The following is a 15,894-nucleotide window of genomic DNA, read 5'->3' on the forward strand; positions in this document are numbered from 1 at the left end:
TTCTCGACGATGAATATCCCCGGCCGGCGGGCCGGGGGCAGGTGCGTTATTATTCGGGCAATCAGAAGTCGACGTTGACGCCCAGTTGCCAGGTGCGGCCCGGCATCACCGCCAGCGCTTTATCGTTGGCGTCCTGGTTGGTGCCGGTCTCGATATTGCGGCTGCTCAGGTAATCCCAGTATTTACGATCGGTGAGGTTGTAGACCCCGCCATTGAGGCGCACGTTTTTCGCCACCTGCCAGTACGCGGTCCAGTCCAGCATGCCGTAGCCCGGCACGCGCATATAGTCGCTGCTGGCATCGGTGATGGCGGACCCGCTGTTGCTGTAGCTTTCGCGGTTGGTGGTGGTCGCCTGTTTCCCTTTGACAAAGGTCGCCGTCAGGGCGGTGCCGTAGCGTTTCGCCGGATCGTCCCACGCCACGCCGACGATGGCTTTCATCGGCGCCACGCTGTCGAGGTCGACGTATTTATCGCCGCTGTAGCTGGATTTCGATTTCCCTTCGCTATAGCCGAGGGCGAGGGTGGTGCTCAGGCCGTTCACCTGCTCAAACCAGGTGCCAAAGTTAAATTTGGTGCTGATCTCACCGCCGTAGATATAGGCTTTATCGCGGTTTTCCGCCTGATAAATGGTGTAGATGTTCGACGGCACATTCGTGAACTGGCCCGGATTATTGGCGCGGGTATAGCGCGTATAGGCGATAAAGTTCTTATAGCTGTTGTAGAACAGCGCCGTGCGCACGGTGATGCCTTCGGTGACTTCCCCCTTCAGCCCCCACTCGAGATTATCGCTGGTTTCCGTCTTCAGATCGGTATTGCCGATCAGGGCATACTGCTGGCTGCCGGCGTAGCTGGAGCCAAGGTTCCAGGAGCCATACAGCTGGCTGGCGTTGGGGAACTGCGCGCCGCGCTGGTACTGCAGGTAGGTCATCAGGCGCGGGGTGAGGTCGTACTGGAAGGTCAACGACGGCAGAACCTGGGTATCGCTGTTTTTGCCGTACAGATTCGCCACCGACGATTCGGTCAGTACGCTGCTGTTGGCGGCAAGGTCGGACAGATTTTCCGGCTTAGTCGATTGATGCACCACGCGCACGCCGGGAATAATGGCGAAGTTGTGGCTATCAAGGTCGAAGTTGATCTTATCCTGGACAAAGCCGCCGAGGGTGTAGCTGCGGCTGTCTGCCTCCGGCTGCATGATCTCGCTGTAAACGCTGGGGATCGGCGACTGGCTGAACGGCCGCTGAGTTTTGGTCGTGCTGGCGTTGAAGCCAGCGCTCAGATCGTGGCGGCCCAGGGTTTTCGCCAGCGCGGTCTGCAGGCCCCAGGTGTCGGTGTCGTAGTTGGAGTTCACCGTCTGCATGCGGCGGGTGACGCTGTCCGGCATATAAGTCCAGTCATGGGCTTCAGTATGCTGGTAGTAGATTTTCGTGGAGACGCTGTCGAGGTAGTCGTTCATCGGCGTCCAGTCATCCTTCAGGCTCAGGCCCCAGCGCCGGGTCTGGCTGGTCTGGTTGGCGGTGCCGATGGTGCTGTTGCCACTGGAGTCCCAGGTATCGTAGTGGGTGTGGTTGGTTTTATGGTAATAGTCGAAGGTGCTGGTCAGCTTGTGCTCATCGTTAGGTTGCCAGATCCCGGAGGCCAGAAAAGCATCGGAATGCCAGTTCGCCGGGTAGGCGTCGACGGTGCCGCTGTTGTTTTCAGTTTCCTGGCCATCACGGCGGCTGTAGACCAAAATTCCGCGCAGGAACTCATCGCCGCCGGCGACGGTCACCCCGTTGTGCCAGCTGCGATCCGCAGAGTCGTAACCGCTGCGGTAGCCGAAGGCGCTGGTCTTGCCCGGGCGCAGGTAATCATCTGCCGATTTCGGGCGGAAGGAGACATTTCCCCCGATAGCGCTGTTGGCCGTTTCCGTCGAGGTGGCGCCGGACTGGATATCCACGCTGCCGTACATATACGGGTCGATATAATCGCGGCCAATGCCGAAGGTGTTGAGCCCGGCGCGGCCGACGTAGCCGCGGCCGGTGGCGTTGGGTTGGGCAATACCGTCCACGTCGATGCCGACGCGGTTGCTCTCCATGCCGCGGATGTTGTAGCCGGTGTAGCCTCCGCGGTCGAAGCCGCTTTTGCCGTTGCCGGAGCCGCCGCTGGCCCCGGTGGCGCTGATGAGCGGCTCATAGCGCATGATAGAGCCAAAATCGTTAGCGCCTTTATCCTCCAGCTCCCGGGCGCTGATGCTGTGCTCACTACCGGCTTTCTGCACCGGTGCGGGAGCGGTAACGGTCATTTGTTCCGAGGTGTCATCCACCGCCTCGCCGCTAACGGCGGAAGTGTCTGCTGCGATGGCAGAAGTCTGATAAATTGCTGCAAGCAAAGAGGTCACCAGCAGGCGTTTTTTACACCATGCTGCTGACGGAGTCGATTTGTACATAGTCGCCACGCCTTGATCGTTATTAGTATCGGCTCACGCGTTACTTCCAGAGTTGCAGGTTGCTCCGTCTTTTCCGTTGCGGATGGGGTCTTACTCCATTTATTGATTGCGAATGGTAATGATAGGTATTATCGTTTGCAACAAAATAATCATGTGTTCTTCATTTAAACTGCACTTTGTTTACAATTTGCCCTTTCAGACTTAGCGAGACGACGATGAACTCAAAAGCGGCCATCACCATCACCTACTGTTCCCAGTGCAACTGGATGCTGCGCGCCAGCTGGATGGCGCAGGAGCTGTTACATACCTTCAGCACCGACATCGCCTCAGTGACGCTGGTGCCGGGGACCGGCGGGATCTTCACGATCGATGTCGGCGGTCAGCAGATCTGGGAGCGCAAGCAGGATGGCGGTTTTCCGGATGCGGCCGAGCTGAAACGCCGGGTGCGCGATGTCTGTTTCCCGGAGAAGCCGCTGGGCCATGTGGATAAAGATGAGCAGAAAGGGTGACAACCCCCTCCGGGCGACAAGCGCCCGGAGGAGAAGCCGTTAGCGGGCTAACTGCACGTCAACCAGCACGCTTTGTCGGCGGGGGCGTATGAGGGTGACCGCTTCTTCCAGCACGCCGGGGAGATCCTCGGCCCGGGAAACCGACAGGGCCGCCGCGCGGCTGGAGGCGGCGATCGCGGCGAAATCCGGCGAGGTGGTAAAGGCGGTGGCCGGAATGGTCTCCGCGCGGGCTGCGTAGCCGTCCGGGTAGAGCGCTTTGGTGCCGCCCGCGACGGCGCCCCATCCGCCGTTATTTCCGACCACGACGAGGACAGGGAGCTTCATTACCTCCGCAATATGGTGGCAGACCGCAGGGTTGGCGAACAGGTACGACCCGTCGCCGACGGCGGCAATAATCAGCTCTTCCCGGCGCGCAAGCTGCAGCCCCAGCGCGATAGGCAGGGCTTCGCCCAGGCCGCCGGCCAGCGCTTCCTGGTAATAGCTCTCGGCATGGATCAGTCCGGCAAACTGCGGCAGCGTGGTCAGTTCAGAAACGATCCGGCCACGGTGTTGATTCGCCAGATGACCGAGGCAGTAGCTGAGCCAGGGTTTGGTAATGGCCCCGGTCTGGCTGGCATGGAGAAGCGCGTCGCGCTGGTTTTTCTGTTGCTGGATGCGGTTCTGCGTATATGCCGCCCGCTCCGCCACATGTTGCTGGCGGGCGGCCTGCAGCGGGCGCAGCGCCTCTTCCAGCAGGCTGAAGACTTCATCGGTCTCGCCCGCCAGGTTGATGTCCGCGCGATAGCCACGTACCGGGTAGCGGGAGAAGAGCGGATCGGGGCCCATCTGGATCACGGTGCAGTCCTGGCGACAGTCGCCCTCGGCGATCATCCATGGCGCCTGCGAGTCGACCACCAGAATCACATCGGCGTCGGCGAGCCAGGCGCTGGGATCAGCCCCGGCGAGCAGTGGGTTATCGGCGCTCAGGGTCACCTCGGTACCCCAGTATTCCACCAATGGGATTGCCCATTCGCGCACCAGGCTATTAAGTCGCGCAAAGCCACCCGCCGTTCGGGCGCCGCGCTGGGCGAAGATGACGGGATGCCTGGCGCAGGCGATTGCCTCGGCGGCCCGGGCGATATCTTCCCGGACTGGCGCATAGCGGACCGGCTGCTGCGAAGGACCGGCCTGCAGCGCGGCCTCATCAATGGCAAAGGTCTCGCACAATGGCTCGCGCGGTAAGCTCAGGTAGACCGGCCCTTTCGGCAGGGAGCTGGCAATCGCCCAGGCCCGGTCAACATGCTCGCCGATCTGATCGGCCAGCCGCAGTTCAAAATCCCACTTCACGGATTCACGGATCAGCGCCGCCTGGTCGCGCATCTCCTGGCCGTAGCCAATCGGCGTATTGCGGCAGCCGAAGTGGGAATGTTCGCTAATCGGCGTGCGACCACCAAAAATCAGCACCGGGATATTGCTGTTCGCCAGATTGATGACACCGCAGGCGGCGTTGGCTAACCCGACGTTGGTATGAACCATTACCGCCTGCACCTTGCCAGTGCCGAGGTAGTAGCCGTGCGCCATGCCGATGGCGGCGTTTTCATGCGGGCAGATCACCAGCTCGGGTACCTTTTGCCCGGTCGCCCGGGCCTTTGCCCAGGCTTCAACAACCGGCGGATAATCGGTGCCCGAGTTAATAAAAATATATGCCACGTCCAGCGCCTGTAGCCGATGCAGTAACAGTTCAGCAGCCGATAATGTGATAGATGCCATATTCTCTCCGTATTCACGCGGTGTAATCGCGGTAATTAAAAGGTTAAGAAAATAAATCCGCCCATCGTAATGATGGAGGCAATAATACTCAGCGCCATCGTCGAGGCCATTTCCTGCTCGCCGGTTTTATACTGCATGGCAATAATTATCGCGATGGAGCCTACCGGGATAGCCATCGTCAATACGACTTCCTTTATTTGCTCCATGCTGAAGCCCATTTTTAATAATAGGAGATAGCAGGCGCCGGGCACCAAAATATTGCGGGCGATAACGGTGATAATGGTAGCGGTGGTGATAACAATGCTGCGTGTATAGAGCACGATCCCGGCGGCAAACAGCGCCAGCCCGCCAGAGGCTTTACCCAGCAGACCCAGCGACATCGAGATAGTCTGCGGAATATGGATATCCGCCAGCACGATGATCAGGGCGATCACCGGTGACCAGACCACAGGTTGTTTAATGGCGTTTATCACCCGTGTGCCAAAGGAGATATGCTGGTTTTTATCGCCAGTGGCGACCGACATCAGAATCATCACCAGCGGCAGCTGGAAGACATTTTGCGTGATGCTGGACACCGTGATCAGCGACGCGCTGACGGTGCCAAATAAAAAGGCCAGCACCGAGGTGCCGATGAAAGGAACCGCCGGCGAGCCGATGGCCAGCGCCTGCAGCGTACTGAGGGCGAGGTCGCGTCGGAACAGATAGCGGGCGACCAGTAAGGGAATGACGAAGCTCAGAATCAGCGCGAGGATAATGGCCACCGCAACCGGGCCCATGGTCATGACGATGTGTCGCGGCGTCATCACCATATTGCTGAAAATACTTAGCGGTAATGCATAGAGCATCACAATTTTATTGATGTCTCCTGCCTGCTGCCAGTTAAAGTCTTTTCGTTTACCGCTAATATAGCCGATGATGACGGTAATGATGACCGGTAATATAGCGCCTGAAATTAATAGAATATTGTTCTGTGTCATGGTGATATATTCTCGTTATAAATTATCTTCGGGTCCGCAATTCGTTTTTGCCGTGCGTGATGAGGTTAATAAATCCGTTTTTCCTGATGCGCGGTAGCTATTTTTGAGCGTATTGATAGCGACATTTATTCGCTAAAACAGGCCGCAAGGGAAATGTAAAAACCGTTTGTTCAATGAGTAAATATCATGCCAATGAAATTTAAGCAGATTCAGGCTTTTATTACTGTCGCTCACGAAGGCAATATGACCCTGGCCGCGGAGAAGATGGGGATCACTCAGTCGGGACTGAGCCGGCTGTTATTGAGCCTGGAAGCGGACCTGAGCGCGACCTTATTCGAAAGACACAAACACGGTATGGCGTTGAGCGAATATGGCAGCGCCTTTTTACCCTATGCGCTGACGATGCTGAATACCGAACAAAAGGCCCGCGAGGAGATTGCGCTCATCCGCGGCGCCGGGAAAGGTATCCTGCGGATTGGCTGTGTTTCCAGCCTGCTGACCAGCCATTTCATCGATAAGCTGGCAGCTTTCCATCAGCGACATCCCCGGATCCATCTGCGGATCGTCGACCGCATTGACTCCGAGCTCTTTAAACTCCTGCGGATGCACGACATCGATATCGCCCTCTGCGGCCCCTTACCGCATGATGAGAAAATCGTGGTGCGCGGTAAAATTAACTGGCAGGACCGGATCTGCATCGTCGCCAGGCAGTACCACCCGCTACATCAGGCGGCGAACTTATCCCTCGAGGAGATGCTGGACTATCCGTGGATCATGCCGCCGCCGTTAAGTACCCCGATGAACATCCTTGAGGATATCTTTCGTGCCCATCAGCTACCCTGTCCGCAGCCGGTGATTGAGTGCGCGTCCTCCTCGGCCATTAAGGCCTTTCTGTGCGAGAGCGATCTGTTAACGTCGATGCCGGCCCCGGTTTACCGGCACGAGGAAGCGCTGGGCCTGCTGCGTCCGTTCGAACTCGAGGGCAGCGTTTTTATCCGCGATTTCTATGCCTATAGCCATTTCGGGGTTCTGTCCGGGGCAGCCCTGCAGTTGATCCAGCATCTCAAGCAGTGAGGCTGGTCGGGCACGAACGTTAAGGTGTATAATATATGCATCTTAATAACAGGCGAAAGGCGGGGAGATGGGGAAGCGTATCGAACGGGAAAAGATGACGATTCAGCGGATGATTGCCCTCTACCAGCGGCGCTGTCCCGGGGCGCTGGCCGATAATGCGCACTATCAGGCGCTGAACGCCTACGCCGACAAGCGCCTTGATAAGTGCGTGTTTGGCGAGAATAAACCAGCCTGCAAGCAGTGTCCGGTGCATTGCTACCAGCCGGCGAAGCGCGAAGAGATGAAGCAGATTATGCGCTGGGCCGGGCCGCGAATGCTCTGGCGCCACCCGATCCTCACTATTCGCCATCTGCTGGACGACAGGCGCCCGGTGCCGGCGCTACCGGAAAAATACCGACCGAAAAAATAGCGGCCTTTCCCTGGTCAGCGCGGCGCGTAGCCGGGCGACAAGTCGGCCCCGGTAAGGCATTAGCCGCCACCGGGGATGGTTGCTGAAGCCCTCTGTTTCTGACTATCGCGGATCGTGCTTGCCACAAAGGCGACCACAAACAGCGCGGAAAACAGCACCACGATAGTCGGCGCCGGCGCGCTGTCGAGATAAAACGCCAGCCACACCCCTCCCGCCGAGCAGCCGATGGCCACCGCTACCGCCAGCAGCAGGGCGTGGATAAAGCGCCGCACCAGCAGGAGCGCGATCGCCCCGGGAGCAATCAGCAGCGAAATCGACAGAATAATCCCCACCGACTGCAGCGTCGCGACGATGGTCAGGGCGATCATGCACAGCAGGCCGTAGTGCAATAGCCCGCCGCGCAGGCCGCTGGCTTTGGCCTGCGTCGGGTCAAAGGCGTGCAGCAAAAAATCCCGCCATTTGAGACCGATAATCAGCGCAATCACCAGCGCGATAGCCGCCGTTTGTCCAATATCGCGAAGGGATATCCCCAGCATGTCGCCGAACAGGATATGGTCGAGATGAACATCGGACTGGATCGCTACATACAGCACCAGCCCGGCGCCAAACATGCCGGAGAAGACAATCCCCATGATGGTATCGCGCTTGAGTCGGCTGTTATCGTCGAGAAAACCGGTCGTCACGGCGCACAGCAGCCCGGCGATAAACGCGCCGATGGCGAAGGGGATGCCGATAATGTAGGCCAGCACCACGCCCGGAAAGACCGCGTGGCTCATGGCGTCGCCCATCAGCGCCCAGCCTTTGAGCACCAGAAAAACCGACAGTAGCGCGCAGGGCACGGCCACGATGATCGATACCGCTATCGCATTGACCATAAAAGGAAACTGGAACGGGGCCAGGAACAGGTTCAGCATGCGGCCTCCCTGGCACGGCGGCGGCTGGCCAGCAGGCCGTGCTTCGGCGCGAAGATAAAGGTGATGAGGAACAACAGCGTTTGCGCGACCACGATAATGCCGCCGGTGGCGCCGTCGAGATAGTAGCTGAGCCAGGCGCCGAAGAAACTGGTCAGACTGCCGATAGCCACGGCGATGGCCAGCAGGCGCGGAAAGCGGTCGGTTAACAGCCACGCGGTGGCCCCGGGAGTCACCACCAGGCAGATGACCAGAAAGGCGCCGACGGTCTGCAGCGCCGCCACGGTGCAGGCGGCCAGCAGGGTAAAGAACAGCAGCTTCAGGCCGCGGGTGTTCAGGCCAATCGAGCGGGCATGGTTTTCATCAAAGAAGGTCACCATCAGATCTTTCCACTTCAGCAGCAGGATCGCCATCGAGATAAAGCCGATCGCCGCCAGCTGGATAATATCCTCCGGGGCGATGGCCAGAATATTGCCGAGGATAATGGTCTGGATATTCACCGACGTCGGATTCAGCGACACCATAAACAGCCCGATCCCGAAGAAGGAGGAGAAGATCAGGCCAATAATGGCATCCTCTTTCAGCCGCGAGCGCTGCTGCAAAAACAGCATGCTGCCCGCCGCCAGGCCGCCGGAGAGAAACGCGCCGAGCGCGAAAGGCAGGCCGAGCATATAGGCCCCGGCGACGCCGGGCACAATCGAGTGGGAGAGGGCGTCGCCAATCAGCGACCAGCCCTTCAGCATCAGGTAGCAGGAGAGAAACGCACAGACGCCGCCTACCAGCGCCGACACCCACATCGCATTGATCATATAGTGATAGCCAAACGGCTCCAGCAGCCAGCTCATCGTGGGCCTCCTGCCGCGCGCCGGCTGATAAACGGCCGCTCGTCATCGGTGATAACCTGCGCTTCCCCGCCGGTGAGCGCGACGTGGCGCAGCACGCCGCTGAAAGCCCGCTCCAGATTCTCGGCGGTGAAGGTGGTTTCTGTCGGGCCGCTGGCCAGCACGGTGCCTTTCACCATCACCGTGTAATCACAAAATTCGCTCACTGACCCGAGGTTGTGGGTGGAGACCAGCATGGTACAGCCCTCATCGCGGAGCTCGCGCAGCAGGCTGATGATCCGCGCTTCGGTCTGCACATCGACGCCGGTAAAAGGCTCATCCAGCAGGATCACCTGACCCTGCTGAGCGATAGCGCGGGCAAGGAAAACGCGCTTTTTCTGCCCGCCGGAGAGCTCGCCAATCTGCCGATGGCGGAACTCGCTCATGCCCACGCGGGCCAGCGCGGCATCGACAATCTCGCGATCGCGCGGCTTTGCCCGCCGCAGCCAGCCCATATGGCCGTAGCGGCCCATCATCACCACATCCTCCACCAGCACCGGGAAGGACCAGTCCACCTCTTCCGACTGCGGGACATAGGCGACCAGGTTCTGGCGCAGCGCGCGGTTGACCGGCTGGCCGAGTATGGCGATCTCGCCGTGGCCGACGCGCACAAAGCCCATCAGCGCTTTAAACAGTGTGGATTTACCCGAGCCGTTAACGCCCACCAGTGCGGCAATGGAGCCGCGCGGTACGCTGAACGAGGCGTCGCGCAGGGCAGTGTGGCCGTTGCGCCAGGTGACGGTGAGCTGGTCGACATACAGTCCCGCTTGCGCTGCATTCATGGCTGCTTCCTCATCCCGTCCTGGATACCGTTGACGATGGTTTCGGTGGTGACGCGCAGCAGGTCGAGCCAGGTCGGCACCGGGCCGTCGGCGGCGCTCAGCGAATCGACATACAGCACGCCGCCGTAGTGGGCCCCGGCTTCGCGCGCCACCTGACGCGCCGGTTTATCGGAGATGGTGCTTTCGCTGAAGATGGTCGGGATGCGTTCTTTCTTCATGATGTCGATAACCTTGCGCACCTGTTGCGGGGTGCCCTGCTGGTCGGCATTGATCGGCCACAGATACAGTTCGCGCAGACCATAGTCGTGGGCCAGATAGGAGAAGGCCCCCTCGCTGGTGACCAGCCAGCGCTTATCCGCCGGCAGCTGCGCCAGTCTGGCCTGCAGCGGCGCCATCGTCTGGCGGATCTTCTCCTTATAGGCCTCGGCGTTACGGCGATAGGTGTCGGCCTGAGGCGGATCGTACTTCACCAGCGCATCGCGAATGTTATCGACATAGATCAAGGCGTTATCTGCCGACATCCAGGCATGGGGATTGGGCTTCCCGCTATAGGGGCCCGCGCTGATGCCCATCGGCTGGATCCCCTCGCTGACTACCACCTCCGGAACGCCCTGTAAGTGCTGATAAAAACGGGCAAACCACCGCTCGAGATTAAGCCCATTGCTGAGGATCAGCTGCGCCCCCTGCGCGCGTTTGATATCGCCGGGCGTGGGCTGGTAATCATGGATCTCCGCGCCCGGTTTAGTGATGGAGCTGACGACGGCGGCGTCGCCGGCCACGTTCTGCGCCATATCGGCGATAACCGTGAAGGTAGTGATAACCCTGAATTTCTCCTGCGCGGTGGCCGGCGTCGCGGCCAGCAGAGCCAGCGCGCTGGCCAGCAGCAATGATTTCAGCGGTGTCAGGTGTAGCATAGGATCCCTCGCAATGGTGTGGTTAATTTCCCAGCGTTTATAGCCATTGCTATGTTATATAGCACAAGCTATTTACAAATGAAAATAATTCTTATTTGCATGCGTGGGTAATAATGAGCCGGGAAACGAAAGCGACAAGAAAGGGGGAGATAAGGCTGGCCCGGCGCGAACCGGGCGAAGATCAAGAGATATCGGCGACCGACTGGCGCGGGATCAGGCGGCCAGCCAGCGAGCGGCCCTCGGCGGTGAAGGTTGGCCGGTCGTCAATCAGGCTGCGAATACGCTGAATACAGTTATCCAGCAGCGCCTCCAGTGGCCAGGAGATGCAGGTCAGCGGCGGGTAGAGCAGCGAGGCGAGCGGGGAATCCTCAAGGCTCAACAGGGAGACCTCCTGCGGGACGGCGATGGTGAATTCGCGTAACAGACGCATCGCCTCAGCCGCGTAGCGGTCGCGTTTAACGATAATGACTGAGTATTTACTGAAGCTGTTAATTAAGGTCAGCAGCGCCTGCTCGACATCATCGTTGGCCGTCAGCACCAGCTGGCGGTTAAAAGGAATGGAGTAGTTTTGCAGGACGTTGCGGTAGCCTTCCAGCATCTGACGGCTGGCATCGTCGCTATCGCTGTCCATCAGCAGGGCGATGTTGCGGTGTCCCTTGCCAATCACATAGCGGCAGGCGCTTTCGGTGGCGAAGGCGAAGTCGTAGCCCTGGCTGTTGCTCCCGGCGACGCCGAAGCGGTCAAAGGCGATAACGTTGCGCGGCGCGTCGGCGGCAACGGCGCCCAGCACCACCACCGCCACGCACTGGCGCTGCAGATCGTCGATCACCGCCGCCTGCTCTACCGGATCGCTGACATACTGGACCAGCAGGCTTTTATTCAGCCCTTTCAGCGCCTGAGAGAGCAGCGGCAGCAGACGCGCGCCGTGGCTTTCGTCCTGCGCGGAAATCACCAGACCAACGTGGCTGGATGTCTGACTGGCGAGGTTTTGCGCGGCAAAGCTAGGGCGATAGTTGAGTTCTTCAACGGCCCGCAGCACAGCTTCCCGGCTCTCTTCGCGCACGCCCCGGGTGCCGGTCAGCACGCGGGAAACCGTCGCTCTTGAGACATTCGCTAATCTTGAAACATCATCAATCGTTGGCATGGCTTTTTCTGTCTGAACATTTTCGCCTAGCTTAACATACCTGCTGAAAAAAGTGTCTACCGCTGCCCGTCCGCGGCGCCGGGCAGACGGGGCAGCCAGGCCGCGCCGCGCACGCCGCTGGCGTCGCCGAAGCGGGCCGGTTTGATCTGCGTGCGGCAGGTGTCGGAGAAGATCCACGGCACGATGGCGGCAGGCAGATCGCGATAGATCTGGCTGACGTTGGACAGACCGCCGCCCAGCACAATCACCTGCGGGTCGAGAATATTGATCACCGACGCCAGGCTACGGGCAAAGGCATCGATAAAGTGTCGCCAGTGGGCCAGCGCGCGCGGATCGCCGTTTTGCGCCGCGGCGACAATGGCTTCCGCACGGGCTTGTTCCCCATAGCGGCGGGCGAAGCCGGTGCCGGAGAGAAAGCTTTCGATGCAGTTCGTTTTGCCGCAGTAGCAGGGCTGCGGCGGACCATCGCGCTCAGGAGTATAGCCCGGCAGCGGATTATGCCCCCACTCCCCGGCGATAGCGTTGGGGCCGCTGAGCAGTTGTTGATGAACGGCGATCCCCCCGCCGCAGCCGGTACCGATAATCACCCCGAAGACGGTGGAGGCCCCGGCGCCGGCGCCATCTACCGCCTCCGAAAGGGTGAAGCAGTCGGCATCGTTTGCCATCCACACCGGCTGGCCAAGCTGCTGCATGATATCCCGGCGCAGATCGTGACCGTTGAGCACCAGGCAGTTGCAGTTTTTAATGCGTCCGCTTTGCGGATCGATAGCCCCGGGCAGGCCGATCCCCAGGGTGAACGGCTGCGGGCTGACCGCGCGAATATCGGCAATCAGGGTCAGCAGCTGACGCATAAAGGCGTCATAGCTCTCTTTGTGGGTCGGCCGGCGCAGGCGCTGGACGCATTCGCCCGCCGGGTCCAGCAGTACGGCTTCCATTTTGGTGCCGCCAATATCTATTCCAAGATGTAACATAGTGACCTCGGGGAATCAGACCCGGCCAGCGCGCCTGGCCGGGGAACGCGCTAGGCGTGAAGTGGTTGCGCGCGGTAAATCGCAATCAGTTCGGCAATCAGCTCTTTCGCCAGAATGGAGGTCATCAGGTGATCCTGAGCATGGACCATTACCAGCGTCATTTTGGTTTTTCCCTCGCCTTCGTCAGCTTCGATAAGCTGGGTCTGTACAAGGTGAGCTTCGCGGGAATAGTGCGCCGCTTCCTGCATTTTGGCGTCGGCGGTGGCGAAATCACCCGCTTTAGCGGCGTGCAGCGCTTCGTAGCACAGACTACGTGACTGGCCGGCGTTGATGATGATCCCCATCACCTGTTCTTCTAATTCCATGATTATCCTCTGAATCGTTAGCGTTAAGCGGTTTGCGCCGCGTTGTCAGCCTGGCCGACGGCGTTTTCACGCTCCTGGGCCAGCAGCTGTTTTTCGTAAGCTTTGAGAAATGGCAGGTACATCACCATGGAGGTGGCCATACAAATGAGGCACAGGATCACCGGGCTAAAGCTCCAGTTCGCCGCCCACGAGGCGCCGATGGGCGCCGGCGTTGTCCACGGCGTCATCGATACTACGCGGCTGACGAGATCCAGCTTCAGCGCAAAGTACGCCAGGGTCGCGTTGACCATCGGCACCAGCACGAACGGCAGGAAAAACAGTGGGTTCATGATGATCGGCGCGCCGAAGAGGATCGGTTCGTTAATATTGAATACCCCCGGCACGACCCCCATCCGGCCAATCGTCCGCAGATGCACGGCCTTGCTGCGCAGCAGCATCAGCGCCAGCGGTAGGGTGGAGCCGACGCCGCCGATCAGCAGATAGTGATCCCAGAAGCCCTGGACATAGATGTGCGGGATAGCGGTACCTGCCGCCATGGCCGCCTGATTGACCGACAGGTTGGCCATCCAGAACGGGTTCATGATCCCGGTGACGATCAGCGCGCCGTGGATCCCGGCGAACCACAGTACCTGACAGACCAGCACTGACAACAGAATGGCCGGCAGCGTATCGGAAGCCGCGACCAGGGGTTTGACCAGCGACATGATCGCTTCCGGAATGATCATCCCCAGCTGAGCCTCGATAAACAGGTTCAGCGGATGCAGCGTCAGAATGATCGCCAGCACCGGGATCAGGATCTCGAACGAGCGCGCCACCCCGGCAGGCACTTCCGGCGGCAGGCGAATGGTGATGTTATGCCGCTTGAGGAAGGCGTACAGCTCGGTGGAATAGATGGCCACCAGAATGGCGGTGAAGATCCCCTGGCCGGAGAAGTAGGCCGTAGAGATCTGGCCATCTTTCAGCGGCGCGGCCACCAGCAGAAACGACATCAGCGACAGCATCCCGGCGGTCAGCGAGTCCAGGTGATGGTGCTTGGCGAGGCTGGCGGCGATCCCGACGGCAATGAACAGGGTCATCACCCCCATGCTGAAGTTGAACGGCAGCATCAGCGCATCGCGATGATCGAGCGAAAATTGCAGCCAGGCGCGGGCAAAGCCCCACGTCGTATCCGGAGAAAACGGCGGAAAGATAAATACCAGCAAAAACGAGCCTACGATCATAAAGGGCAGGGCGGTAATAAAACCGTCGCGGATCGAGGTGACGTATTTTTGCTGGCCGATCGCCCCCGCCATAGGCGTGATCTGCCGTTCGATCACATCGATCAGTTTAGCGTACAGAGAGCTCATGTTCTTTCCTTAGTTCTTGTTTTCAATGAGGGAAAGGGCGAAATCAAGGACCGCGGCGCCTTTTTGCATGCCGTAGTCCATCATATTGATGGGTTCGACGCGGATACCGTATTTATCCGCCTGTTTTTGCAGATCCTGCTGCATGTATTTCACCTGCGGCCCCAGCAGCACCACCTGATAATGGCCAACCTGTTCGGCGAACTCCGCTACGCCATAGGCATTGATCTCTACCGGCAGGCCCCGCTGTTCGGCTTCGGCAATCATTTTTTTCATCAGCAGGCTGGTGGACATGCCTGCCGAACAACACAACATAATTTTTTTCATAAGTACCGCTCCTGATGAGGTTGGATGAGCGGACTATAGTCAAAATGGATGCATTACGGAAAGCGCTTTCCGTTTGTGGATTTATTAATTGTGACCATGATCACCTATGGCAGGCTTTCACTTTCCGGTGTTGTGGGCGATCATCCCGGCGAGACAACCATTCGCAAAGGTAGGAGTATGAACATTCAGTTAATGAATGTGGCCGTGGACATCATCGAGCAGCGGCTGGCGCCGCTGGCGAATGTTCTGACGCGCAACAACCACATTACGGCGATGCGCGATAGCTTTGCGCTGGCGATGCCCTTTGTGATTGTTGGCAGCCTGTTGGTGCCCATTTTGTTTCCGCCCGTTTCCATCGACGGCGCCTCGCGTTTCGGCCAGGTCTATTTGCTACTGCGGCCTATCCTGCTGCCGACCTTTCAGCTAACCATTGGCCTGGTGGCGCTGATTGTCGCCTTCGGCGCCAGCGCCAGTCTCGCCAAGCAGTACCGTCTGCCGGAACGGCTCTGCGGTTTAACCGGGTGTCTGGCTTTTCTGCTGTTTATCGGCTTTCGCGAGACTGCGGTGAGCAATGTTTATCTCGGCGGTATGGGGATATTTACCGCTCTGATATCCAGCACCTATTCCATTGAGATAATTCGCTTTTTCTACAAAAAAGGCTGGTGTATTCGCTTGCCTGATGAAGTGCCGCTGATGACCCGCAATGGCTTTCAACTGCTGATCCCGCTGCTGGTGGTGATGCTGTCGATAAGCGTGATGAATGCCATACTGCTGCAGACCACCGGACGCATCGTACCGGAGTTGATCAGCGAAGCGGTGCGGCCGCTGGTGCTGGCGTCCGACACGCTGATGGCGGTACTGATCTCTTTATTTATCTGTAACTTACTCTGGTTTATCGGTATCCACGGCGCGCTGATCATCACCGGGATCATGAACCCCTTCTGGATGACCTATCTGTTTGAAAATCAGCAGGCGCTGGCGGCGGGTTCGCCAACGCTGCCGCATATTTATCTGCAGGGGTTCTGGGATTTTTACCTGCTGATCGGCGGTATTGGCTCCACTTTGCCGCTGGTGCTGATGGCGATGCGCAGCCGCTCGCGGCAGCTGAAAAGC

16 protein-coding genes are annotated in these 15,894 nt (G+C 59.1%); 4 read left to right on the plus strand and 12 right to left on the minus strand.

Translation table 11 applies throughout. The features are described 5' to 3' along the window. Positions 1-61: 61 nt before the first annotated feature. A complete protein-coding gene (locus CW267_RS06725) occupies positions 62-2,425 on the minus strand; it encodes a TonB-dependent receptor domain-containing protein (protein ID WP_023340659.1) in 2,364 nt (787 codons plus the stop codon). Positions 2,426-2,640: 215 nt separating this feature from the next. Between CW267_RS06725 and CW267_RS06730 the strand changes: the two genes are divergently transcribed. Next, entirely contained in the window at positions 2,641-2,934 is a 294-nt protein-coding gene (locus CW267_RS06730; protein ID WP_012967347.1) for a SelT/SelW/SelH family protein, read from the plus strand. A 39-nt stretch (positions 2,935-2,973) separates the two neighbouring features. Here the strand turns inward: CW267_RS06730 and CW267_RS06735 are convergent, their stop codons facing one another. After that, positions 2,974-4,683 carry a thiamine pyrophosphate-requiring protein gene (locus CW267_RS06735; protein WP_100781394.1) on the minus strand — a complete coding sequence of 570 codons (1,710 nt, stop codon included), beginning with the start codon at positions 4,681-4,683 and terminating at the stop codon, positions 2,974-2,976. Positions 4,684-4,718: 35 nt separating this feature from the next. Continuing rightward, a complete protein-coding gene (locus CW267_RS06740) occupies positions 4,719-5,660 on the minus strand; it encodes an AEC family transporter (protein WP_044650049.1) in 942 nt (313 codons plus the stop codon). 186 nt (positions 5,661-5,846) lie between these two features. Between CW267_RS06740 and CW267_RS06745 the strand changes: the two genes are divergently transcribed. Beyond that, a complete protein-coding gene (locus CW267_RS06745) occupies positions 5,847-6,734 on the plus strand; it encodes a LysR family transcriptional regulator (RefSeq protein WP_022065494.1) in 888 nt (295 codons plus the stop codon). A 67-nt stretch (positions 6,735-6,801) separates the two neighbouring features. Then, on the plus strand, positions 6,802-7,143 hold the full coding sequence (locus CW267_RS06750) for a nitrous oxide-stimulated promoter family protein (protein WP_008806199.1): 342 nt from the start codon (positions 6,802-6,804) through the stop codon (positions 7,141-7,143). A gap of 59 nt (positions 7,144-7,202) precedes the next feature. On the opposite strand, the gene CW267_RS06755 is transcribed toward CW267_RS06750, so the two are convergent. The 9 genes from CW267_RS06755 to CW267_RS06795 all read right to left on the minus strand — a co-directional run bounded on the left by CW267_RS06755 (position 7,203) and on the right by CW267_RS06795 (position 14,781). Continuing rightward, on the minus strand, positions 7,203-8,057 hold the full coding sequence (locus CW267_RS06755) for a metal ABC transporter permease (RefSeq protein WP_012540752.1): 855 nt from the start codon (positions 8,055-8,057) through the stop codon (positions 7,203-7,205). Continuing rightward, on the minus strand, positions 8,051-8,899 hold the full coding sequence (sitC, locus tag CW267_RS06760) for an iron/manganese ABC transporter permease subunit SitC (RefSeq protein WP_008806197.1): 849 nt from the start codon (positions 8,897-8,899) through the stop codon (positions 8,051-8,053). Before sitC ends, CW267_RS06755 begins: the two co-directional genes overlap by 7 nt. After that, positions 8,896-9,717 carry a manganese/iron ABC transporter ATP-binding protein gene (locus tag CW267_RS06765; protein ID WP_004181057.1) on the minus strand — a complete coding sequence of 274 codons (822 nt, stop codon included), beginning with the start codon at positions 9,715-9,717 and terminating at the stop codon, positions 8,896-8,898. Before CW267_RS06765 ends, sitC begins: the two co-directional genes overlap by 4 nt. Then, a complete protein-coding gene (locus tag CW267_RS06770; protein ID WP_046622649.1) occupies positions 9,714-10,631 on the minus strand; it encodes a metal ABC transporter substrate-binding protein in 918 nt (305 codons plus the stop codon). Before CW267_RS06770 ends, CW267_RS06765 begins: the two co-directional genes overlap by 4 nt. A gap of 181 nt (positions 10,632-10,812) precedes the next feature. After that, positions 10,813-11,775, minus strand: coding sequence for a LacI family DNA-binding transcriptional regulator (locus CW267_RS06775; RefSeq protein WP_008806194.1), 963 nt, complete (start codon positions 11,773-11,775; stop codon positions 10,813-10,815). A gap of 56 nt (positions 11,776-11,831) precedes the next feature. Next, positions 11,832-12,746, minus strand: a complete 915-nt coding sequence (locus CW267_RS06780; protein WP_012540756.1) for an ROK family protein — start codon at positions 12,744-12,746, stop codon at positions 11,832-11,834. Positions 12,747-12,796: 50 nt separating this feature from the next. Further along, positions 12,797-13,111 (minus strand): PTS lactose/cellobiose transporter subunit IIA, encoded by a 315-nt coding sequence (locus tag CW267_RS06785; RefSeq protein WP_002914983.1) that lies wholly within the window; start codon positions 13,109-13,111, stop codon positions 12,797-12,799. Positions 13,112-13,134: 23 nt separating this feature from the next. Further along, positions 13,135-14,457, minus strand: a complete 1,323-nt coding sequence (locus tag CW267_RS06790) for a PTS cellobiose transporter subunit IIC (RefSeq protein WP_012967351.1) — start codon at positions 14,455-14,457, stop codon at positions 13,135-13,137. A 9-nt stretch (positions 14,458-14,466) separates the two neighbouring features. After that, positions 14,467-14,781 carry a PTS sugar transporter subunit IIB gene (locus tag CW267_RS06795; protein WP_002914979.1) on the minus strand — a complete coding sequence of 105 codons (315 nt, stop codon included), beginning with the start codon at positions 14,779-14,781 and terminating at the stop codon, positions 14,467-14,469. Between the two features lie 177 nt (positions 14,782-14,958). Here CW267_RS06795 and CW267_RS06800 point away from each other — a divergent pair. Further along, a partial coding sequence (locus CW267_RS06800; protein ID WP_101148615.1) for a PTS sugar transporter subunit IIC occupies positions 14,959-15,894 on the plus strand: 936 nt, incomplete at its 3' end.

It is taken from the genome of Klebsiella sp. X1-16S-Nf21, assembly GCF_002837615.1.
Classification (GTDB): domain Bacteria; phylum Pseudomonadota; class Gammaproteobacteria; order Enterobacterales; family Enterobacteriaceae; genus Klebsiella; species Klebsiella variicola.